Genomic DNA, 21,317 nt, shown 5'->3' with positions numbered 1-21,317 from the left:
CCGATAGCTCCGCTATCGAGACGCTCCGGCGCCTTGCGATGCACCGCACCAGACGCCGCGGCCTATCCGACCCTGATCCGCCGGACAGGCCCTAGCCCACCGCCTCCGCCAGTTGGCGTGCCGTGTCCTCCCTCACCGGGGCGCCGTGGCCGCAGCACAGGACCGAGGGCTTCAGGTCGGCCAGGCGGCGCATCGACTGCATCGCGCGGTCGCGGTCCACGTGGAACACACCGAAGGTGACCCCCTGCACCGACGCGACCGTGTCGCCGGTGAACAGGACGCCGTGTTCCGGCAGATGGACCGCGATCGAACCGGGCGTGTGGCCCGGGGTGTGCACCACGAGCGCGCCGTCGCCGAAGCCCAGCTCCTCGCCGTCCTCCACCTCCCGGTCGACGCGGGTGGGCGGGGCCTCGGGGACGGTCAGGCCGTGTGCGTACAGAGGGAGTTCCCAGTCGAGCAGGTCCGGTTCGGGGACCGGGGCCTCGCCCCGGATCACCGGCGCGTCCAGGCGGTGGGCCAGGATCCGCGCGCCGAAGCGGTCGGCCAACTCCTGCGCGGAGCCCACGTGGTCGCGGTGGCAGTGGGTGAGCACGATCCGGCGGATACGGGCGGGGTCCAGGCCCACGCCCCGTACCGCCGTCTCGATCTCGTCCGCCGAGCCCACCCAGCCGGCGTCGATCAGGGTCAACTCCTCCCCGTCCCGCCACAGATAGGCCTGGCCTATGGAGAAGTGCAGCATGTGCAGTCGGGGATTGATCTCGCTCAGTTCCATCAGTTCCATACGGCGAACCTACGGAGCCCCGCAGGTCCGCCGTATCGAACTACGCTGTCGGCGAGCTTCGCCCAACGCTTAAACCCGCTCCCGCTCAACCCTGCTTCGAGCGGGCGTAGTTCTGCAGGAAGTGCGCCTCCGCCACCGCGAGCCGCTCCAGCTCCTCCGGCGACACCGACTCGTTCACCGCGTGGATCCGCGCCTCCGGCTCGCTCAGACCGATGAGCAGGATCTCCGCCTCCGGGTAGAGCGAGGCGAGCGTGTTGCAGAGCGGGATCGAGCCGCCCATGCCGGAGGTCTGCATCTCCTGACCGGGGTACGCGACCTTCATCGCCTCCGCCATCGAGACGTACGCCGGGCTCGTCACGTCCGCCCGAAACGCCTGGCCCTGGCCGACCTGCTCGAACGACACCCGGGCGTTCCACGGCACACGCTTCTCGATGTGCGCGTACAGCAGCTTCGTCGCCTCGGCGGCGTCCTGGCCCGGCGGCACCCGCAGGCTGATCTGCGCCCGCGCGGTCGACGGGATCGACGGCGTCGCACCGGCCACCGGGTGGCAGTCGATGCCGATGACGGTGACGGCCGGACGGGCCCAGAGCCGGTCCGCGACCGTGCCGTTGCCCGGGAGGCCCACGCCCGCCAGGACCTTCGCGTCCGCGCGGAAGTCGTCGTCCGGGTACTGCAGGCCCTCCCACACCGCGTCCGCCGGCAGACCGTCGATGACCGTCGAACCGTCCTCGGCGCGCAGCGTGTCCAGGACCCGGATCAGCGCGGCCAGCGCGTCGGGCGCAGCGCCGCCGAACATGCCCGAGTGCAGGTTGCCTTCGAGCGTGTCGATCTGGACCCGGATCATCGTCATGCCGCGCAGGGTCGCGGTGACCGTCGGCAGACCGAGCCGGAAGTTGCCCGTGTCGCCGATCACGATCGCGTCCGAGGTCAGCAGCTCCGGGTGCGCCTCGGCGTACCGCTCGAGCCCGCCCGTGCCCTGCTCCTCCGAACCCTCCACGATCATCTTGACCGTGACGGGCACCCCGCCGTTCGCCTTCAGGGCGCGCAGCGCGAGCAGGTGCATGATGAACCCGCCCTTGCAGTCCGCCGCGCCACGCCCGTACCAGCGTCCCTCGCGCTCCGTCAGCTCGAACGGCGGCGTGACCCACGCCGACTCGTCCAGCTTCGGCTGCACGTCGTAGTGCGCGTAGAGGAGGACGGTCGGCGCGCCGGCCGGGCCGGGCAACACGCCGTAGACCGACTGCGAACCGTCGGGGGTGTCGAGCAGGGCCACGTCCTCGAAGGACTCGGCACGCAGCGCGTCCGCCACCCAGTTCGCCGCCCCCTCGCACTCGCTGCGGGGAGCCACCGCCTCGTCCGCCACCGACTCGAATGCCACGAGTTCCGTGAGCTCCGTCTTGGCACGGGGCATCAGGCCTGCGACGGTCTCGGCGATCGGATTCGCGGTCATGGGCACGCTCCTGGTGGGTGCGACGTTGTGAGGGTGTCGCCGTGTATCGGTGGTACGGCGAACGTATCGCCGATCCTACGGCGCGGGGTCCCGAGGGCCGCGCCGTAGGATGCCCCGAGAGCTTGGATCATCGTCGGATCAGGAGCAGAAGCACATCGTGAGCAGCGAGAACGCAGACGCCGAAGAGGTACGCGCGGAAGAGTCGCAGGACGCCGCGACGGTCTGGGACGTGGTCGTCGTCGGGGCCGGTCCCGCCGGCGCCTCGGCGGCGTACGCGGCCGCGGTCGCCGGACGCCGCGTGCTGCTCCTGGAGAAGGCCGAACTGCCCCGGTACAAGACCTGCGGCGGAGGCATCATCGGCCCCTCGCGGGACGCGCTCCCGCCCGGTTTCGAACTGCCCCTGCAGGACCGGGTGCACGCCGTCACCTTCTCCCTGAACGGCCGCTTCGCACGCACGCGCCGCTCGCGCCGCATGCTCTTCGGCCTCATCAACCGGCCCGAGTTCGACGCCGGGCTCGTCGAGCAGGCCCAGAAGGCGGGCGCCGAGCTGCGCACGGGCGTCACCGTCTCCCGGGTCGAACAGCACGGACCCGCCGTGCCCGACCGGCGCACGGTCGCCGTCGTCCTCGCGGACGGCGAGACCCTGCTCGCCCGGGCCGTCGTCGGCGCCGACGGCAGCGCGGGCCGGATAGGGGCCCATGTCGGCGTGAAGCTCGACCAGGTCGACCTCGGCCTGGAGGCGGAGATCCCGGTTCCGGCGTCGGTGGCCGAGGACTGGAAGGGACGGGTCCTCATCGACTGGGGGCCGATGCCCGGCAGCTACGGCTGGGTCTTCCCCAAGGGCGACACGCTCACCGTCGGCGTCATCTCGGCGCGCGGCGAGGGCGCGGCCACCAAGCGCTATCTCGAGGACTTCATCGCCCGCCTCGGGCTCGCGGGCTTCGAGCCGTCCATCTCCTCCGGGCATCTGACCCGGTGCCGGAGCGACGACTCGCCGCTCTCGCGCGGCCGGGTCCTGGTCTGCGGCGACGCGGCGGGGCTCCTGGAGCCGTGGACGCGGGAGGGCATCTCCTTCGCGCTGCGCTCGGGCCGGCTCGCGGGGGAGTGGGCGGTACGGATCGCCGAGTCGAACGACGCCGTCGACGCGCGCCGCCAGGCGCTGAACTACGCCTTCGCCATCAAGGCGGGCCTCGGCGTGGAGATGGCGGTCGGACGGCGGATGCTCGCCCTCTTCGAGCGCCGGCCCGGACTGCTGCACGCCACGCTCACGGGTCTGCGCCCGGCCTGGAACGCGTTCGCGGACATCACCCGGGGCTCCAGCTCGCTGGCCGGCCTCGTCCGCTCGAACGGAGTCGCCCGGCGGGCGCTCGACGTCCTCGACCGCCGGATGGCGCCGACGGGCGGGACGACGCTCCGGGGCGTGGCGGCGCAGTCGGAGGCCGCGCAGGCGGGGGCGGAGTCGGAGCGGTCGGAGTCGGGGGCGGGGTCGGGGTCGGGGTCGGGGTCGGCCTCGGTCGACCCCGGGGCCGGTGTGGCGGAGGTGACGGCCGCAGTTTCGGAGGCGCCGGAGGTGTCCGGGGATCCGGAGGCGGCAGGTCCGGGCGCGGCGGGGCCGTCGGACGGGTCGGACGCGCCCGACGGTTCGGGTCCCTCGGGTTCCGGGGTCACGCGGTCGGAGTGATCCGGAAGACCGGGTGCTTGGGGGCGATCGCGCGCAGCTCGGCGTCCGTGGAGTCCGGGCCGACCCCGTCGAAGAAAACCCCCACCTCCGCCTTCCAGCGCTTGAGGTAGGCGCGCAGGAGGGCGGGCTTCTCGTCGTCGGTCAGCTCGACGGCGGTGAACGGCTGCACCTGCTTGCCCAGGTGCAGCTCGCCGCCGCCGGCCGCCCGCATGTTGTGGGTCCACTGGACGTGGCCGCGCGGCGCCACGAGGTACTGCGTGCCGTCCAGGGTCAACAGGTTGACGGGCGTACGGCGCCACTCGCCGCTCTTGCGGCCGCGCACCGCGAGGACGCGGGAGCCCCAGACGCTGACGCCCCGGCGGGTGAGCCACGAGACGGTCCTGTTCAGGACGTTCACCGTGAACCAGCCGGGCTTCGCGACGTAGGCGCCGGGCTGAGCGGGGCTGGGCTGAGCGGACATGGGTGCCTCCGAGGCGATGGGTGACCAAGCAAACTGTGAGCACTGATCTCTCTTGAGATCAGTGTGCACGGATCGCTGCCCCAAAGCAAGAGCAGTGCTCTCGATTCGGTGTAGTGCTCTTGTTTCTGTCTGATGCACTCTCTTTGGAGCAGTGCTCCGAAAAGTGGCACACTGCTCTCCATGACCAGCGTCCAAGGAGCCCGCGCCCGCGCCCGTATCGAGATCACCGCCGCCATCAAGGACGAGGCCCGCACCCAGCTCGCCGCCGAAGGCGCGGCCAAGCTCTCCCTGCGCGCCGTCGCCCGCGAGGTCGGCATGGTGTCGTCCGCGCTCTACCGCTACTTCCCCAGCCGTGACGACCTCCTCACCGCCCTCATCGTCGACGCCTACGACGCGGTCGGCGCCGCCGCCGAGCAGGCCCTCGCCGACTCCCGCGCCGCCACCGCCCCGAACGACCACCTCGCCCGCTGGACCGCCGTCTGCCGGGCCGTCCGTGCCTGGGCCGTCGCCCACCCCCACGAGTACGCCCTGATCTACGGTTCCCCGGTGCCCGGCTACTCCGCCCCGCAGGACACCATCGAGCCCGCCTCGCGCGTCGCGCTCGTCCTGATCGCCATCGCCCGCGAGGCCTTCACCACCGACGGCATCGCCCCGCCGCCCGTCCCCGCCGCCCTGCGCCCCGAGGCGGAACGGATGGCCGCCGACTTCGCCCACGATCTGCCGCCCGCCCTGGCCGTCTCCATGGTCGTGGCCTGGTCGCAGCTCTTCGGGCTCGTCTCCTTCGAGGTGTTCGGCCAGTTCAACCGGGTCGTGGAGGACCGGGAGACGTTCTTCGCCACGGCCGCCGCCCGCCTCGGCCGCGACATCGGCCTCCTGCCCAAGGCGGAGTCCCGCCGGTAGCCCGTCCCTGGCCACGAGTCGGCCGGCGCGGCCACCCCGTCATGAGCACGTTACGGGTGGCCGCTTCACCGTCAAGTACGCGTCAGCGAACTCTCCGACGCCCGGGGCGACGGGCATAGCGTCACAGGAGCGCGCACGGCCGACCGGGCCGGGCGGCTCCGAGGCACACCATGTCGTGAGGGGAATGCCATGTCCGACACCACGTACGCCGAAGACCCCGAGCCTTCCGAACCCGTCCCGGCCGGACCGCTGTTCGTCCCCGTCCGGTCGGGTCCCGCGGGCTGTTCCGCCCGTATCTTCCGCACGCCCCTCGGCCGCCGTACCGCCGTCGGCTTCACCACCCGGGCCAAGCTCCGCGCCACCCTCGGCGCCGACCACGCCTGCATCAGGCTCTCCGAGCCCGCGCTCCGCGCCCTCACCGCGCCGCTGGGCGTCACCGACCTCACCGTCGACCCCCCGAGCTCCGCGCCCGCCCCCACCCGCACCCACACCCCCGCGCCCGCCCACGCACACGCGCCGGCGCAAGCCCCCGGGCAGCCCGCCTGGCGCCGGGACCCACGGCGCGTCGGTCTCCTGCGCGTGGCGATCGCCGGTGCCGTCGTCTCCTGCGTCTCCTGTGTCAACCTGCTGATCGGCTGAGGGAGCGTCATGACCATCTCGCTGGAGAGCCGTTCGGCCGCCGACCACGAGCCCGAGGGCCTGTCGATCTGGCCCCGCTCCACCCGCGCCGAGCGCGGCGGCGACCTGAGCGTCGGCGGTGCCTCGCTCACCGAGACCGCCGAACGTTTCGGTACGCCCCTCTACGTCCTGGACGAGCAGGAGGTACGGGACCGCTGCCGCGCGTACCGCACCGCCTTTCCCGGCGCCGACGTCCTCTACGCGGCCAAGGCCTTCCTCTGCCGCGGCCTGATCAACTGGGTCCGGGAGGAGGGCCTCGGCCTCGACGTCTGCTCCGCGGGCGAGCTGACCCTCGCGGTCACCAGCGGCTTCCCGCCGGAGCGGATCGTCCTCCATGGCAACGCCAAGAGCCCGGAGGACCTCGCGACGGCCGTCCGCCTCGGCGTCGGACGCGTCGTCCTGGACAGTACGTCGGAGATCGCGCGCCTCGCCGCCCTCGTCCCCGCGGGCGAGCGGCAGCAGGTCATGGTGCGGGTCGTCCCCGGCGTCGCGGCCGGCGGACACGCCCACATCCGTACGGGCACGGAGGATCAGAAGTTCGGCCTGTCCGTCGCCGACGGATCCGCGCAGCACGCGATCGCCCGGGTGCTCGGCCAGCCGCGCCTCGAACTCGTCGGACTGCACTGCCACATCGGCTCGCAGATCACCACCGTGCGGCCGTACGTCTCCGCCGTACGCCGCATGATCGGGCTGATGGCCCGGATCAGGGAACAACACGGCCTGGAACTGCCCCAGTTGAACATCGGCGGCGGACACGGCATCGCCTACCGGCCCGGCGAGGAGAGCCTCGACGTGCCGACCCTCGCCGCGCGGGTCCGCGCCGAACTGACGGACGGCTGCGGCAAGGCGAAGCTGTCCGTCCCCCGCCTCACGATCGAGCCGGGGCGGGCGATCGTCGGCCCGGCGGGCATCTGTCTCTACCGGGTCCTCGCCGTCAAGCGCACCGGGACGCAGACCTTCGTCGCCGTCGACGGAGGCATGAGCGACAACCCCAGGCCCGCGCTGTACGGAGTGCGGTACGCGCCCCGGCTCATCGGCCGTCACTCGACCGCCGAGCCCCGTTGCGTCACCGTCGTCGGCCGCCACTGCGAGGCCGGCGACCTTCTCGCCCAGGACGTGCCGCTGCCCGGCGACGTGCACCCGGGAGACCTGCTCGCCGTTCCGGTGGCTGGGGCGTACCACCTCTCCATGGCCTCCGGCTACAACCTGGTCGGGCGCCCCCCGGTCGTCGCCGTGGTCGACGGCACCGCGCGGACACTCGTACGCCGGGAGTCTCTCGAGGACATCAGCGTCCGGGACATCGGCGTCTGACGCCGGCGCGGTTCGTTCGCGGGGAAGAGGAGGCTGTCGGGGCCGAGGAGGTGCCGATGAGCGTCGCGAGCGTCCGTCGGCCGTGTGGGGATACCGGGCCCAGTTAGCAGCGGCCCTGGCCCGGGCCTGCCCGCAGCGGTCCGGCAGGAACAGTGAGGGAGGACGTACTACGGCGGGAGTACGCCCGATCACCACGCCCGGCTGACGCTCCGGCCGCCCGACCGCGTCTAGCGTGGCGGACATGGACGAACAGCGCAGACACGGATACGGCGGTCCGCCCTGGGCGCGTGGTGCGCCGGGCGGACCGCCCTGGCCGCTGCGCTGGGCCGACCGCGAGCCCGGCGACGGGCTGCCCTGGCGGTCCACCCTCCTGCTCGCCGTCTTCGTCATGGTCGGCTCGGGCTTCGCGGCCAGGAACCAGCCGGACCGCGAGTCGCTGGACCTCCTCGGCCGCTCGCTGCTGCTCCTCGGCTCCGCGCTGCTCCTGCTGCGACACCGCCACCCGGTCCCCGTGGTCTTCGGTACCGCCGCCGTCACGCTCGTCTACTTCGGCGCCGGTTACGCGTACGGCCCGGTCTTCCTCCTCGTCGCCGTGGCCTGCTTCGCGGCCGTCGTGCAGGGCCACCGGCGCGCCGCCTGGTGGGCGCTCGGCCTGCTGTGGGCGGGGCACCTGCTGAGCGCCCACTGGCTCTACCGCCACCTGCCCCCTGCCGGAGACTCCGCCGCGCCCTGGGGCCAGGAGATCCCCGTCTTCGCCTTCGTCGTCGCGATCCTCGCCGCCTCCGAACTGGTCCGGGTCCGCCGCGAACAGTGGGCCGCCCAGCGGGCCGAACGCGCGGCGGCCGAGCGGCGCCGCGCCGACGAGGAGCGGCTGCGGATCGCCCGCGAGCTGCACGACGTGCTTGCCCACTCGATCTCCGTCATCAACGTCCAGGCGGGCGTCGGCCTCGCACTCCTCGACAGCGACCCCGAGCAGGCCCGCACCGCGCTGACCACCATCAAGGCCGCGAGCAAGGAGGCGCTCGGGGAGGTCCGCCAGGTCCTCGACACCCTGCGCGCCCCCGGCGAGGCCCCGCGCACCCCCGCGCCCGGCCTCGACCGGCTCCCGGAGCTGGTCGAACAGGCGGCGTCCGCGGGGCTCACCGTACGGACGTCGACCGAGGGGGAGGCCGTACCGCTCCCGCCGGGCACGGACCTCGCGGCCTTCCGGATCGTCCAGGAGGCGCTGACCAACGTGGTCCGCCACTCCGGGTCCCGTACCGCGCGCGTCGTGATCGGCTACGGGCCCGGCCGCGTGGAGCTCCGCGTCGACGACGAAGGACCCGCGACCGGCGGCGACGCAGGCGGCAGCGGCAACGGACTCGCCGGGATGCGGGAGCGTGCCACCGCGCTCGGTGGCACGATCGAGGCGGGCTCCCGCCCGGACGGTGGCTACCGGGTGCGCGCCGTCCTTCCCGTCCGCCCGAAGGAGACGCCGTGATCCGTGTGCTGCTCGCCGACGACCAGTCGCTCGTACGGGCGGGCTTCCGCGCGCTCCTGGACGCCCAGCCCGACATCGAGGTGGCGGGCGAGGCCGCCGACGGCGAGGAGGCGGTGGGCACGACCCGCGAACTGCGCCCGGACGTCGTCCTCATGGACATCCGGATGCCCCGGCTCGACGGCCTCGCCGCCACGCGCGCGATCACCGCCGACCCCGGGCTCGGCACAGTCAAGGTGGTGATGCTGACCACGTTCGAGCTCGACGAGTACGTCTTCGAGGCGATCCGCTCCGGTGCCTCCGGCTTCCTCGTGAAGGACACCGAACCGGAGGAGCTGGTCCGGGCCGTACGCGCCGTCGTCCACGGCGACGCCCTCCTCTCGCCGGGCGTGACACGACGGCTCATCGAGGAGTTCGCGGCCCGCTCGAAAGCCCCGGCCGCCGTGAGCGGCCTGGACGAACTGACCGAGCGGGAACGGGAGGTGATGGCCCTGGTCGGCATCGGCCTGTCGAACGAGGAGATCGCCCGGCGCCTGGTCGTCAGCCCCCTGACCGCCAAGACGCACGTGAGCCGCACCATGGTGAAGCTCGGCGCCCGCGACCGCGCCCAACTGGTCGTCCTTGCCTACGAGTCGGGCCTGGTCCGCCCGGGCTGGCTGGGCTGATGACTCCTGTGCAGGACTGTTACGACCAGACGATCGCCGACGTCTCCCGCCAGAGCCTGGCGAGGGACGCGTCGCCCGCCACGGTCACCGCGCTGTCGGGCAGCCGGTTCCAGAGGGTGAGGTAGAGGCGGTCGGCGGGACCGCTCAGTTCGCAGTCGGCAGGGGTTGGGGCGTCGGGCCCGCCGCGTTCCGTGCGCGGTGCCTCCGGTGACAGCCGTACGGTCCACACGTCACCGGTGTCCGTGGCGCGGACCCGCAGGACGCGTGGCTCCGGCGTCCGTACCCGGCTGCGCTCGCGGGCGTGGAAGGAGCACAGCAACTCGTCGATGCCGTCCGCCGCGAGGGCGGGGGCCACGGGTCCGGCGCCGTGCGCGGGCCGCGCGGACTCGGCGTCCACGCGGTGGACCGTCGTCTCGTGCGCCTGGCGCCGTGCCCAGAAGACGAGCGGGGGCGCGCCGGGCAGGAACGTCCAGCACCCCAGGGACGCGGGCGCCGCGCGCAGCGCGTCCACCAGGCTGGCGTGGCCGGTGCGGAAGTGGGCGAGCAGGTCGTCGCCGTCGAGGTCGGGTTCGGGATCGGCGGGGCGGTAGGAGGCGTGCCCCTCGGCGACGAAGCCCGTCGCCCAGCGGTGGACCATCGCCGTGTGGCGCAGGAGGTCCCGTACCCGCCAGCCGGGGCAGGTCGGCACATCGGCGTCCGGGCCGACCGCCGCGGCGGCGTCCGCGAGGGTCTGGCCCGCCGTGTCGAGGGCCGCGATGTGCTCGTCCACCGTCATGAACGTCATACGGCGGATTCTGCCAGGGCGGGCCCGACGGCGGGCTCGATGCCCGGATCGCTCACCGGGCCGTCGGGGCCTGCGCGTTGCGGGCCGCGTAGCCGATCACGGCGGCGCCCGCCGCGAGGACGGCGACGGTGGTCAGGGCGAGCGGCAGGGAGAACCAGTCGGCGAGGAAGCCGATGGAGGGCGGGCCGAGCAGCATGCCGCCGTAGCCGAGGGTGGAGGCGGTGGCCACCCCGCTCGGACCGGCGAGTGCGCCCGCCCGTGCCACGGCGACGGGGAAGATGTTCGCCAGTCCGAGGCCGGTCACGGCGAAGCCGAGCAGGGCGGCCCAGACGCTGGGCGCGAGCGCGCCGAGCAGCATCCCCGCGGCCGCCGTCGCCCCGCCCGCCACGAGGGTGCGGGTCTGGCCGAGCCGTTCGAGGAGCGTGGTGCCGGTGAGCCGACCGATGGTCATCGTGAGCGCGAACAGGGAGTAGCCGGCGGCGGCGAGGCCGGGGTGCGCGTGGAGGTCCTGCTCCAGGTGGAGGGCGCCCCAGTCGGCCAGGGCGCCTTCGCCGTACGCGGTGCAGAGCGCGATGACCCCGAAGACGACGACGAGCCCGCGCGCACCGGTCTTGCCTCGTGTCCTGGCGCCGCTCGCGGCCGGGGCGGCCTCCGGCGGGGCGGGGGAGGGCTCGCGGAGCAGTACGGGACCTGCGGCAACCGTCAGGAGCAGGCCGACGACCGTCAGGCCGAGGAGGTGCGCCGTGGGCGACACGCTCCCGGCGACGACGCCGCCGAGCCCCGCGCCGAGCATCCCGCCGAGGCTGAACGCCGCGTGGAAGGACGGCATCACGGGGCGACGCAGCGCGGCCACCAGGTCGACGGCGGCGCTGTTCATGGCCACGTTGATTCCGCCGTACGCCGCGCCGAAGACCAGCAGGACGAGGCCCAGGGCGAGCGGGGAGCGAGTGAGGGCGGGCAGCGCGATGGAGAGCGAGAGCAGGACCGCGGTGGCGACGGTGACGGCGTGGCTGCCGTGGCGCCGGCAGAGGCGGCCGGTGAGCGTCATGGTGACCACCGCGCCGGCCGAGACCCCGAGCAGCGCGAGCCCGAGGTCGCTGGCGGAGGCGCCGGTCTGCTGCTTGATGGCCGGGATCCGGACCACCCAGCCGGCGAACAGGAAGCCGTCGAGGGCGAAGAAGAGGGTCAGGGCGGAGCGGAGGCGGGACAGGGAGGGGGCGGTGTCTCCGCCAGGGCCCCCCGGTACGGCCGTCCGTACTTTGTTTAGTAGCGGCACAAACTCAGGATAGGGGCGAGGCGGTACGGATTTCAACCGGCGGCCCGCTCGGCACCGGGTCTTGGATCCCTCGGCACTGGTCTCCGCCCGCTCGGCGCCGGTCCCGGCCTGACGCGGCGCCCCGTCTCGGCCCCATCGGGCTCGGTCTCGGCCGCGCGGTGCCTCGGCACCGCCGCGTGGACGGCGGGCCCCCGTCGCCGCCCGCGCCCTACCCCCGCATCCGGCCCGCGCAGACCGCGACCCGGTCCGATCATGGGAGACTCGCCCCCATGAACGGCAAGGCGACCACGACCAAAACACGGCTCGACAGGGGGCGCGGCGCGCTCGGGCCCGCGCTGGAACTGGTGCACACGGGCCGAGCGCCGACCCGTGCCGTGCTCACCGCCGAACTGGGCGTCACCCGCGCCACGGCCGGCGCCGTCGCCGCGGAACTCGAAGCCCTCGGCCTGATCCGCGTCGACTCCAACCCCGGCGCCGCCGCGGGCTCGCAGGGTCGCCCCTCGCACCGGCTCGCCGTCGACGAGAAGGGCCCCGTCGCCCTCGCCGCCCAGGTCCACGCCGACGGCTTCCGCGCCGCGCTCGTCGGCCTCGGCGGCACGATCGTCGCCACCGCGCCCGGTTGTGTCACCGTCTCCGCCGACCCCGCCCAGGTCCTCGGCGAGGTCGTGGACGCCGGCGCCGCCCTGCTCCGCGCGAGCGGCCGCCGCTGCGTGGGGGCCGGGCTCGCCGCCCCCTCGGCGGTCGCCGAGCCGGAGGGCACCGCCCTCAACCCGCTCCACCTGGCCTGGCCTGCCGGTGCGCCGGTACGGGAGATCTTCGCCGAGCGCGTCCGCGCCGCAGGCATCGAGGGCCCCGCCTTCACCGGCAACGACGTCAACCTCGCCGCCCTCGCCGAACACCGGCACGGCGCCGGCCGGGGAGCCAAGGACCTGCTCTGCGTGGCCACCGGCCACCGCGGCGTCGGCGGCGCGCTCGTGCTCGACGGCCGCCTGCACACCGGCAGTTCGGGCCTCGCCCTGGAGGTCGGGCACCTCACGGTCAATCCGGAGGGCCGCCCGTGCCACTGCGGAAGCCGGGGCTGCCTCGACGTCGAGACCGACCCGCTCGCCTTCCTCACGGTCGCGGGCCGCGACCCGGGCCCGGAGGTGTCGCTGCTGCAGCAGGCCCGCGACCTGCTCCGTACCAGCCCGGACGAGCCGGGGGTGCGGGCCGCCACCGAGGAGCTGATCGACCGGCTCGGCCTCGGCCTCGCGGGCCTGGTGAACATCCTCAACCCGGACCGGATCATCCTCGGCGGGCTCCATCGCGAACTCCTCCACGCCGACCCCGACCGGCTCCGCGCGGTCGTCGCGGACCGCAGCCTGTGGGGCCGCAGCGGCGGCGTGCCGATCCTCGCGTGCACGCTCGACCACAACAGCCTCGTGGGCGCGGCGGAGTTGGCCTGGCAGCCGGTCCTGGACGACCCGCTGGCCGCCCTGGGCCGCTCGGCGGCCTGACACGCGGGACGCCGGGGCACACGGCCCGCCGGGGCACGCGGCCCCGGCGCGCTCGGCAAACCGTCTGGCCATCCGCTCGGCAAACCGTTCGGCAAGCCGCCCCCGGGGAACTACCGTTCCACCTCATGACCGATTTCGATCTTCCGCCGCGCCTCGGCAGTCTGACCTTCCACGGGCCGCTCTCCGAGGCACGTGCCGACCGTATGATCCGCCGGGTCGCCGAGAGCGAGCCGGCCACCGTGCTCGACATCGGCTGCGGCTGGGGCGAGTTGCTGCTCCGCGTCCTGGAGGCCGTCCCCGGCGCGACCGGGGTCGGGCTCGACATCAACGCGGAGGATCTGGCAAGGGGCCGGGACCTGGCCAAGGGGCGCGGGCTCGACGAGCGCGTCGCGTTCGTGGCGGAGTCGGCGCTCGGCACCACGCGCGGCCCGGTCGACGCGGTCCTCTGCCTCGGCTCCAGCCAGGCGCTGTGCGAGCCGGATCAGCCCCACGACCCGGCCGCCGCCCTGCGCGAGCTGCGCCGACTTGTCCGGCCCGGCGGCAGGGTCGTCCTCGGGGAGGGCTTCTGGGAGCGCACCCCCACGGACGAGGAGCTCGCCCGTATGTGGCCCGGTGCGCACGTCGGCGACCACCTCGGCCTCGGCGCGCTCGTGGACCTCGCGATCGAGGAGGGATTCCGGCCCGCGTGGATCGAGACGGCGAGCCGGGAGGAGTGGGAGGAGTTCGAGTCCGGCTACCGCCACGACACCGAACTCTGGCTCGCCGCCCACCCCGACCACCCGCTCGCCACCGAGACCCGCGAACGCGTCGACCGCCAGCGGTCGTCCTGGCTGAACGGCTACCGAGGCGTCCTCAACATGGCCTACCTCACCCTCGTCCCGGTTGCCTGAGTCTCGGTCATCCGACCAGCAAGTCCCGCTCCGGCGCGGACAGATGGAGCACCTGGAAGCGCTCACCCGCGTCGGCGGGGATCTTCGCGCCCTCCGCCCACAGGGTGAAGGACAGCAGCTCCCAGTGCCGGGGATCGATCGCGAGCGCGCTCGCGACGACGCCCTCGCGCCCGGACTCCTTCCCGTGCCCCCCGATCGCCTCCGCCACCGCGTCGCCCGGCGTGATGCCCTCGGGTACCGGGGACTTCCGGCGGGTCGCGGTCGCCGGCGCGGCCGCGACCGCCGGACCCTCCTCGTACGCGAGGCCCGTCCAGTGTTGCACCACCGGCCGGCCGAAGTCGTTCACGATCCCCTGGAAACCGGGGCCCCAGAGGAAGGAGTTCATGCCTTCCGGGGTGTTCCAGAGGTAGAACGGGGCGTACTGATTGACCGGCGCCCCGTCCGCGCGCTCCCGCATCAGGTACGCCTTGAGGCCGAGCCCGGGGAAGTCGTCGAGCAGGTGACCCTTGGTCGCGACCCGCGTGCGGATGATCTCCATGTCGTAGTCGGCGGGGAGGGTGATCTCGTACTGCATCGCGTGCATGGGGCGGTCTCCGCTTCTGGTGAGGATGCTCAGCCGGGAGGGTGCTGAGTTGGGAAGTGCTGAGCCGGGAGGGTGCTGAGCTGGGCGGGTTCTGAGCTGGGCGGGTGCTCAGGCGGTACGGGACGACAGCCGGCCGAGCAGGGCGAGCAGACCGCGCACGGCGGTGTCGAAGGCGGCGGGGGAGCCCGAGGCGCGGGCCAGCACGTAGCCGCCCTGCACGGTCGCCACGATCGTGGCCGCCAGCTCGACCGGATCCAGCGGACCCGCCAACTCGCCGCTGTCCAGGCCCTCCTGGATCACAAACGCGAGCCGGCCGCGCAGCCAGTCGAGGGTCTCGTCGACCGGCGCGCGCAGCTCCTCGCTCGCCATCGCGTCCGGGTCCATCGTCAGCCGGCCGATCGGGCAGCCGCGCAACACGTCGCGCTCGCGCAGCAGATACGCCTCCACGCGCGCGTACGCCGATCCTCCGCCGCTCAAGGACACCTCGGCCACGGCCCGCATCTCCTCCGCCGTGCGGCGGATCGCGGCGAGCGCCAGATCCGGCTTCCCGGCGAAGTGGTGGTACATGCTTCCCTGCCCCGCCCCGGCGGCCTGCTGGATCGCCTTGGGGCTCGTCCCCACGTAGCCGCGCTCCCAGAGCAGCTCGCGGGTGGCCTCGATGAGTCGCTCGGACGTCGTCATGAGGCGAGTGTACATACCAGTAGGTACAGAAGTCTGCGGGCGCCGATCTGCTCCCGCTCCCGGGCTCCGTACTCCCCACGGCGTACGGACGAAGCCGCTGGCCGTACGACGACTCGCATCCCCTCCGCGAGCGAGGCTCGAAGCATCTACAGACGCGACACACTTGTACGAGGAGCTGAGCCTCATGAACACTCTCGCCTACGCGGGCCCTGGCCCCTGGGTCCTGTTCTTCCCCCTCGTCTGGGCGGCCGTGATCCTCACCGTCGTCACCGTGCTGCGCCGCACCGGATGGCGCGGCAGGCGCGGCCCAGGACCGCGACCCGCCTACGACGAGCAGTCGCCGATCGCGCTGCTCGGCCACCGGTTCGCGGCGGGCGAGATCGACGAGGACGAGTACTGGCGGCGGCTGACGGTCCTGGAGGAGCAGTTCGGCCGCACGGCGGGGCCCAAGGGGCGTGCGCGATGACGAGCACCGCCCCCGGCACCGTCCCGCGCACCGCCCGCGCCGCCGCCCGGGTCGTGGACGCCGTCAAGGTCTACGGCGGCGGAGACACCGAGGTCAGGGCCCTGGACGGGGTGAGCGTCGACTTCCCGGTCGGCCGCTTCACCGCGATCATGGGCCCCTCGGGGTCCGGCAAGTCCACGCTCATGCACTGCGCCGCCGGTCTCGACACGCTCACCTCCGGGTCCGCGATCATCGGCGACACGGACCTCTCCACCCTCGACGACCGGCGGCTCACCCTGCTGCGCCGCGAGCGGATCGGCTTCGTCTTCCAGGCGTACAACCTGCTGCCCACCCTGACCGTCGCCGAGAACATCACCCTGCCCCTGGACCTCGCCGGAACCGTCCCCGACCGGGCCTGGCTGGACGCTCTCGTCGACACCGTCGGCCTCCGCGACCGGCTCCACCACCGGCCGAGCCAGCTCTCCGGCGGCCAGCAGCAGCGGGTCGCCGTCGCCAGGGCCTTCGCGGGCACCCCCGAGGTCGTCTTCGCCGACGAGCCGACCGGCAACCTCGACTCGCGCTCCGGCGAGGAGGTGCTGCGGCTGCTCGGCCGGACCGTCCGGCAGACCGGCCGTACGGTCGTCATGGTCACCCACGACCCGGTGGCCGCCGCCCACGCCGACGAGGTCGTCTTCCTCGCCGACGGGCGGCTCGTCGACCGGATGGCCGAGCCGACCGCCGAACGCGTCCTCGACCGCATGAAGGCCTTCGACGGCGGCTCGCGGACACCGGACGGGGAGCAGCGTGGGGCGGTGCCGTCATGAACGCCTCCCTGAGACTCAGCCTGTCCGCGCTCCGCGCGCACAAGCGGCGCTTCGTCGGCACGCTCACCGCGATCCTGCTCGGAGTCGCCTTCCTCACCGGCACCCTCGTCATGGGCGACACCCTGCGGACGAGCTTCGACTCGCTCTTCGGCAGCGCCACGAGCGGCACGGACGCCGTGGTCCGCAGTACGAGCGTGGTCACCGTCGAGGGAGAGGGCCGGGGGACCCGTGACTCCGTCCCCGCCTCCCTCGCCGACCAGGTCGCCCAGGTGCCCGGCGTCGCCGCGGCCGTGCCCCGGATCGAGGGCGTGGGACAGCTCATCGGCGCCGACGGCGAACCCATCGGCGGCCAGGGCCCGCCCACCCTCGCCGGCAACTGGATCGACGACGCCGCCCTCAACCCGTACGCCCTGGCCGAAGGCCGCGCGCCCGAACGGTCCGGTGAGGTCGTCGTGAACCGGGGCGCGGCGAAGACCGGCGACCTGGCCGTCGGCGACACCACCGTGCTGCGCACCCCGGACCCGGTGAAGGTCACCGTCGTCGGCCTGGCCACCTTCGGCGGTGAGGACGGCATGGCCCAGGTCACCTACACCGGCATGACCCGCGCCGATGCCGAGAAGTACCTGACGCCGAAGCCGGGCGTCGCGTCGAGCATCCTCGTCCGGGCGGGCCCCGGCACCTCGCAGCAGGAACTCGTCGCCGCACTCGACCCCGTACTCCCCACAGGAGTCGAGGCGATCACCGGAGAGCGGTCGGCGCAGGAGAACACCGACCTGATCTCCGGCCAGTTCCTCACCCTCTTCACCACGTTCCTGCTGGTCTTCAGCGGGGTGGCGCTGCTCGTCTCCGTCTTCTCCATCCACAACACCTTCGCCATCGTGGTCGCCCAGCGGACCCGCGAGAACGCGCTCCTGCGCGCCCTCGGAGCCTCCCGCCGCCAGATCGTCGGCTCGACGCTCGTCGAGGCCGTCGCCGTCGGCCTGGTCGCCTCGGCGGTGGGGCTCCTCGGCGGCATCGGCGTGGCGGCTGGGCTCCAGGCGCTCTTCCCGGCGATCGGCTTCGCCTTCCCCGAAGGGGAACTGGTGATCAGCGCCCTGTCCATGGCCCTGCCCTTCGCCGTCGGCCTCCTGGTCTGCGTCGGCTCCGCCCTCCTGCCCGCCGTGAAGGCCGGGCGGACCGCGCCGCTGGCCGCCCTGCGCGAGACCGCCGTGGACGACTCGGGCGCCTCACGCGCGCGTGCCCTGGCCGGTACGGGCCTGCTGCTCGCCGCCGTCGCCGTGGTGCTCCCCGGAGTCCTCGCGACGCCGTCGCTGTGGCTCGCCTCGGCCGGGGCGGTGCTCGCGCTCGCCGCATTCGTCGTCCTCGGCCCGGTGGCCTCCTCGTTCGCCGTACGGATCCTCGGCGGGCCGCTGCGCGGCGCCAACCGGGGGCTCGCCCGGCGCAACGCCCTGCGCAGCCCGAAGCGGACCGCCGCGACCGCCACCGCGCTGATGATCGGCGTCGCCGTCGTCTCGCTCTTCACGGTCTTCGGCGCCTCGCTGAAGGCCACCATGGACCAGACGGTCTCCCGGTCCTTCGCCGGTGACGTGGCCGTGAGCACGCCGGCGTTCGGGGCCGGAGGCAGCGGGCTCAGCCCGCGGCTCGCCCCTGCGCTCGCGGAGCTGCCCGAGGTGGAGACCGCCGTCGGCCTGGGCCAGGGGGTCGCGGAGATCGACGGTGAGGGCCGGGCCCTGACCGTCACCGACCCGGCCGCGCTCGCCCGCGCCTTCGACCTCGGCGACGTCCGGGGCTCGCTGGACGGCCTCGGCACCGACGGCATCGCCGTCGCCGACACGGAGGCCGACAAGGCCGGCCTGAAGCCGGGCAGCACGACCGAGCTCGCCTTCACCGACGGCAGCCGGCGCACCTTCACCGTCAAGGCCGTCTACGAACAGTCCGAACTGGCCGGGGACTACGTCGTCACCCGCGAGGCATGGGCCCCGCACCGCGCCCAGGACTCCGACCGGCTGGTCGCCGTCGGCTTCGCGGACGGCGTCTCGGAGCAGGCCGGCAAGGCGGCGGTCGCGGACGTCGCCGCCGACTACGGCAACCCGGAGGTGCAGACCCGGGCGGAGTACGCCGAGTCCTCGGCGAGCGGCATCGACATGATGCTCACGCTCGTCTACGCCCTGCTCGCCCTCGCCGTCCTCATCGCCCTGCTCGGGATCGCCAACACGCTGACCCTCGCGATCCACGAGCGCACCCGTGAACTCGGGCTGCTGCGCGCCGTCGGCCAGACCCGGGCCCAGCTGAAGGCCATGGTCCGCTGGGAGTCCGTCCTCGTCGCGGCCTTCGGCACGGTCGGAGGCGTGGTGCTCGGTGGCTTCCTCGGCTGGGTCCTGGTCAAGGCGTCCGACGGAGCGAGCGACAGCGCGTTCGCCTTCGCCGTCCCGCCGCTCCAGCTCGCGGTCGTCGCCCTGGTCGGCCTCGCGGCGGGCGCGGTCGCGGCCTGGCGCCCGGCCCGGCGAGCCGCCCGCCTGGACGTGCTGCGAGCGATCGCGACGGAGTGACGAGGGGGAGGTCGGATATTGGATATCGGATCATGGATATTGGATCCAAGATCCATGATCCGATATCCAATATCCGACCTCCGGCATCCCGTGCGGCGCCGCGCCCGCTCAGCCCGCCAGGGCCGAGTGGGCCGCCGTCGGGGCGTGGGCCGGCTCCTTGGGCGAGCCGAAGGGGACGCCCTCCAGGCTCGTGCCGTGGGCGCCGTGGAAGCGGGTGTGGCCGACGAAGGGGCCGTCGGTGGTCGCGCCGTACACGGCGTGCGCGTGCGACGGTACGGCCACGGTGGGGGTGGGCGCCGAAAGGGTGAACCAGATGGCCTTCCCGGCGTCGTGCGGACGGATGCCCCAGCTCTCGCTGACGGCCTCGATGATGGCCAGACCGCGGCCCGAGGTGGCCCACTCGTCCGCGTCGTGGGGGTGTACGAAACCGGTTCGGCCCTCGACGTCCGGTATCCGCGGGTCGTGGTCGTGGACCGAGACGGTGAGGCGATCGAGCAGCAGCTCGATCTCGACCGTGCACATCTTGTCCGGCTGTGCGTGCCGGTGAACATTGGTCAGCAGCTCGGTGACACCGAGCGCCGCATGGTCGATCAAGGCATCGAGACGCCAGTAGCGCAAGTGCGCTGAAACGATTCTGCGGACCTGACCGATCCGCGACGGCAGGGCCTGGAGCTCCACCGTGCAGTGCCTGCTTGGCTCGCTGATCACGGCTGCGACTCCCCGAAGTTGAGGTCCGGAAGAAGACGAAGATTCGGATCTGTCATGCGTACAGCAGGGCGGCGGGCTGGATCACAGCGTCACCGCCGGTAAACCCTCGGTGAGGTGGTTCCAGGGTGAACCAGTGGTGACCGGCCCGCAACTCGCGGCGACCTCTCCCAGGTCAACGGTCCTTGGTGGCCCGCTTCAGGGCGTCGAGGAAGCCCCCGGGCCCGGACGCCCGGTCCTTAGGGCCGCGCGCGGGCCCGTCCATGGTCAGGCGGTAGCGCGTCCCGTTCACCGTCGCGACCGTCTCGTCCGGCTTCGCGAACCAGGGTCGTCCGGCCCGTACGGAGGTCACGGGGGCGCTGTCGATCTCGCGGCCGTAGCTGGTCAGCAGGGACAGCCGGCCGTCCTCGATCCGGACCTCGCCCGCCCGCGTCAACGAGCGCGGCCACCGCTCGATCCGTACGCCCTTGGCCGTGAACTGCGGCTCCGCCATCTCGCTCCGCCCCCTTCGCACCGGTTGCTCCGTCCAGTGTGCCGGGCGGGCGGCGACCGCACCAGACCCGCTCAAGGGGACTCCCCGCCTCCGGGGTCGCCCAGGCGTACGGCGAGGGCGGCGATGTCGTCGTCGAGGCGCCCTCTGCTGTAGTGGAGGAGGTCGCGGTGGAGCGCCGTCAGCAGTTCGCGCGGCGGGGTCGGGGGCTGTCGGCGCATCCAGGCCGCCAGCGGGAAGAACTCGCCGTTGCGGGCGCGGGTCTCGGCGACCCCGTCGGTGTAGAGGAGCAGGAGGTCGCCGGGGGTGAACTCGAAGGTGTCGACCGTGTAGTGATCGCCGATCAGTCCCGCGAGGCTGAGCAGGGGCGAGGGCGTGGCCGGCTCGAGGAGGCGGAGTTTCTCGCGGTTCAGGAGCAGTGGCGGAGGGTGTCCGCAGTTGAGGATGTCGATACGTCTGCCCTCGCGCGGGATCTCGACGACGAGGGCCGTGGCGAAGCGCTCCATCGGCCCCTCGGGAGGGAAGGCGGCGTTGTAGCGGGTGCTGCTGGCGTCGAGTCTGCGGGCGACGTCGACCATGTCGCGCTCGCCGTAGGCCGCCTCCCGGAAGGCGTTGACGATCGCCGCGGCCGCCCCGACCGCGGGCAGGCCCTTGCCCCGTACGTCGCCGATGAGCAGCCTGACCCCGAAGGGCGTGTCGACCACCTCGTAGAAGTCCCCGCCGATGCGGGCCTCCGCAGCGGCCGCGAGGTACAGCGACTCGATCTCGACGTTGCGGAAGCGGCGCGGCATGGGGCTCAGCACCACCTGCTGCGCCGCGTCGGCGACGAGCCGTACCTGGAAGAGGGTGCGCTCCCGCTTGAGCCGGACGTGGCTTCCGTACGCGGCGGCCACGGTGACCGCGACGATGCCCCCGCAGGTCCACCACGTTCCCAGGTCGGGGAAGACGAAGCTGAGGCCGATCATGAGGATGAGACAGACCGTCCCGAGCAGGACGGTGGGCAGGACCGGCCACATGGAGGCGGCGAGCGCCGGTGCCGCGGGCAGGAGACGGCTGAAGGCCATTTCCGGCGGAGTGGCGTAGGCCAGGCTGGCGATCACGATGGTCAGAATGACCGGCGACAGCCGTACAAGCCTCCCCCGGCCGTAGCGCCGAGGGAGCCGCGGCCGTGCAGACTCGATCACGTACCCC

21 protein-coding genes are annotated in these 21,317 nt (G+C 73.4%); 11 read left to right on the top strand and 10 right to left on the bottom strand.

Annotated features, from left to right (window positions below; genetic code table 11):
• Window positions 1–91 precede the first annotated feature (91 nt).
• Both AB0F56_RS14870 and AB0F56_RS14865 read right to left on the bottom strand, forming a co-directional pair.
• Window positions 92–772 carry an MBL fold metallo-hydrolase gene (locus AB0F56_RS14870; RefSeq protein ID WP_362008702.1) on the bottom strand — a complete coding sequence of 227 codons (681 nt, stop codon included), beginning with the start codon at window positions 770–772 and terminating at the stop codon, window positions 92–94.
• 94 nt (window positions 773–866) lie between these two features.
• Window positions 867–2,231: a dipeptidase gene (locus AB0F56_RS14865; protein WP_362008647.1), complete on the bottom strand. Its 1,365-nt coding sequence runs from the start codon at window positions 2,229–2,231 to the stop codon at window positions 867–869.
• Between the two features lie 109 nt (window positions 2,232–2,340).
• On the opposite strand from AB0F56_RS14865, the gene AB0F56_RS14860 reads away from it, so the two are divergent.
• Window positions 2,341–3,912 carry a geranylgeranyl reductase family protein gene (locus AB0F56_RS14860; protein ID WP_362008645.1) on the top strand — a complete coding sequence of 524 codons (1,572 nt, stop codon included), beginning with the start codon at window positions 2,341–2,343 and terminating at the stop codon, window positions 3,910–3,912.
• Here AB0F56_RS14860 and AB0F56_RS14855 read toward each other — a convergent pair.
• On the bottom strand, window positions 3,896–4,372 hold the full coding sequence (locus AB0F56_RS14855; RefSeq protein WP_362008642.1) for a nitroreductase family deazaflavin-dependent oxidoreductase: 477 nt from the start codon (window positions 4,370–4,372) through the stop codon (window positions 3,896–3,898). The two genes, AB0F56_RS14860 and AB0F56_RS14855, sit on opposite strands and share 17 nt — an antisense overlap.
• A gap of 180 nt (window positions 4,373–4,552) precedes the next feature.
• On the opposite strand from AB0F56_RS14855, the gene AB0F56_RS14850 reads away from it, so the two are divergent.
• From AB0F56_RS14850 to AB0F56_RS14830, 5 genes are all read left to right on the top strand, one after another.
• The gene (locus AB0F56_RS14850; protein ID WP_362008639.1) at window positions 4,553–5,272 is read left to right on the top strand and encodes a TetR/AcrR family transcriptional regulator; all 720 of its coding nucleotides are present in this window, start codon (window positions 4,553–4,555) and stop codon (window positions 5,270–5,272) included.
• A 189-nt stretch (window positions 5,273–5,461) separates the two neighbouring features.
• On the top strand, window positions 5,462–5,911 hold the full coding sequence (locus tag AB0F56_RS14845) for an SAV_915 family protein (RefSeq protein ID WP_362008636.1): 450 nt from the start codon (window positions 5,462–5,464) through the stop codon (window positions 5,909–5,911).
• A 9-nt stretch (window positions 5,912–5,920) separates the two neighbouring features.
• A complete protein-coding gene (gene lysA, locus AB0F56_RS14840; protein WP_362008633.1) occupies window positions 5,921–7,261 on the top strand; it encodes a diaminopimelate decarboxylase in 1,341 nt (446 codons plus the stop codon).
• 388 nt (window positions 7,262–7,649) lie between these two features.
• Window positions 7,650–8,741 (top strand): sensor histidine kinase, encoded by a 1,092-nt coding sequence (locus tag AB0F56_RS14835; protein ID WP_362008700.1) that lies wholly within the window; start codon window positions 7,650–7,652, stop codon window positions 8,739–8,741.
• Window positions 8,738–9,403 (top strand): response regulator transcription factor, encoded by a 666-nt coding sequence (locus AB0F56_RS14830; RefSeq protein WP_362008630.1) that lies wholly within the window; start codon window positions 8,738–8,740, stop codon window positions 9,401–9,403. Before AB0F56_RS14835 ends, AB0F56_RS14830 begins: the two co-directional genes overlap by 4 nt.
• Window positions 9,404–9,422: 19 nt before the next feature.
• Here the strand turns inward: AB0F56_RS14830 and AB0F56_RS14825 are convergent, their stop codons facing one another.
• Window positions 9,423–10,178 (bottom strand): maleylpyruvate isomerase family mycothiol-dependent enzyme, encoded by a 756-nt coding sequence (locus AB0F56_RS14825; RefSeq protein ID WP_362008697.1) that lies wholly within the window; start codon window positions 10,176–10,178, stop codon window positions 9,423–9,425.
• A 61-nt stretch (window positions 10,179–10,239) separates the two neighbouring features.
• Window positions 10,240–11,463 carry an MFS transporter gene (locus AB0F56_RS14820; RefSeq protein WP_362008627.1) on the bottom strand — a complete coding sequence of 408 codons (1,224 nt, stop codon included), beginning with the start codon at window positions 11,461–11,463 and terminating at the stop codon, window positions 10,240–10,242.
• 269 nt (window positions 11,464–11,732) lie between these two features.
• Here AB0F56_RS14820 and AB0F56_RS14815 point away from each other — a divergent pair, with 269 nt between their 5' ends.
• Window positions 11,733–12,959 (top strand): ROK family protein, encoded by a 1,227-nt coding sequence (locus AB0F56_RS14815; protein ID WP_362008624.1) that lies wholly within the window; start codon window positions 11,733–11,735, stop codon window positions 12,957–12,959.
• A gap of 125 nt (window positions 12,960–13,084) precedes the next feature.
• Window positions 13,085–13,849 (top strand): class I SAM-dependent methyltransferase, encoded by a 765-nt coding sequence (locus tag AB0F56_RS14810; RefSeq protein ID WP_362008621.1) that lies wholly within the window; start codon window positions 13,085–13,087, stop codon window positions 13,847–13,849.
• A 7-nt stretch (window positions 13,850–13,856) separates the two neighbouring features.
• On the opposite strand, the gene AB0F56_RS14805 is transcribed toward AB0F56_RS14810, so the two are convergent.
• Together AB0F56_RS14805 and AB0F56_RS14800 are read right to left on the bottom strand one after the other, a co-directional pair.
• Complete coding sequence (locus AB0F56_RS14805) at window positions 13,857–14,432, bottom strand: DUF4865 family protein (RefSeq protein WP_362008619.1); 576 nt, start codon at window positions 14,430–14,432, stop codon at window positions 13,857–13,859.
• 108 nt (window positions 14,433–14,540) lie between these two features.
• On the bottom strand, window positions 14,541–15,128 hold the full coding sequence (locus AB0F56_RS14800) for a TetR/AcrR family transcriptional regulator (RefSeq protein ID WP_362008617.1): 588 nt from the start codon (window positions 15,126–15,128) through the stop codon (window positions 14,541–14,543).
• Window positions 15,129–15,297: 169 nt separating this feature from the next.
• Between AB0F56_RS14800 and AB0F56_RS14795 the strand changes: the two genes are divergently transcribed.
• The 3 genes from AB0F56_RS14795 to AB0F56_RS14785 are packed head-to-tail and all read left to right on the top strand — an operon-like array spanning window position 15,298 to window position 18,931.
• Window positions 15,298–15,579 carry an SHOCT domain-containing protein gene (locus AB0F56_RS14795; protein ID WP_362008615.1) on the top strand — a complete coding sequence of 94 codons (282 nt, stop codon included), beginning with the start codon at window positions 15,298–15,300 and terminating at the stop codon, window positions 15,577–15,579.
• On the top strand, window positions 15,576–16,382 hold the full coding sequence (locus AB0F56_RS14790; RefSeq protein ID WP_362008613.1) for an ABC transporter ATP-binding protein: 807 nt from the start codon (window positions 15,576–15,578) through the stop codon (window positions 16,380–16,382). The genes AB0F56_RS14795 and AB0F56_RS14790 overlap by 4 nt, the downstream gene beginning before the upstream one ends.
• A complete protein-coding gene (locus tag AB0F56_RS14785) occupies window positions 16,379–18,931 on the top strand; it encodes an ABC transporter permease (protein WP_362008611.1) in 2,553 nt (850 codons plus the stop codon). Before AB0F56_RS14790 ends, AB0F56_RS14785 begins: the two co-directional genes overlap by 4 nt.
• A 108-nt stretch (window positions 18,932–19,039) precedes the next feature.
• Here AB0F56_RS14785 and AB0F56_RS14780 read toward each other — a convergent pair whose 3' ends face one another.
• From AB0F56_RS14780 to AB0F56_RS14770, 3 genes are all read right to left on the bottom strand, one after another.
• Window positions 19,040–19,639: an ATP-binding protein gene (locus tag AB0F56_RS14780; protein ID WP_362008608.1), complete on the bottom strand. Its 600-nt coding sequence runs from the start codon at window positions 19,637–19,639 to the stop codon at window positions 19,040–19,042.
• A gap of 172 nt (window positions 19,640–19,811) precedes the next feature.
• Window positions 19,812–20,129, bottom strand: coding sequence for a hypothetical protein (locus AB0F56_RS14775; RefSeq protein ID WP_362008605.1), 318 nt, complete (start codon window positions 20,127–20,129; stop codon window positions 19,812–19,814).
• Between the two features lie 71 nt (window positions 20,130–20,200).
• On the bottom strand, window positions 20,201–21,310 hold the full coding sequence (locus AB0F56_RS14770; RefSeq protein ID WP_362008603.1) for a PP2C family protein-serine/threonine phosphatase: 1,110 nt from the start codon (window positions 21,308–21,310) through the stop codon (window positions 20,201–20,203).
• Window positions 21,311–21,317 lie beyond the last annotated feature (7 nt).

The organism is Streptomyces sp. NPDC026092 (genome assembly GCF_040638605.1).
Classification (GTDB): domain Bacteria; phylum Actinomycetota; class Actinomycetes; order Streptomycetales; family Streptomycetaceae; genus Streptomyces.
The sequence above is the reverse complement of the archived record's forward strand: the minus strand, read 5'-3'. Positions and strand labels throughout refer to the sequence as shown.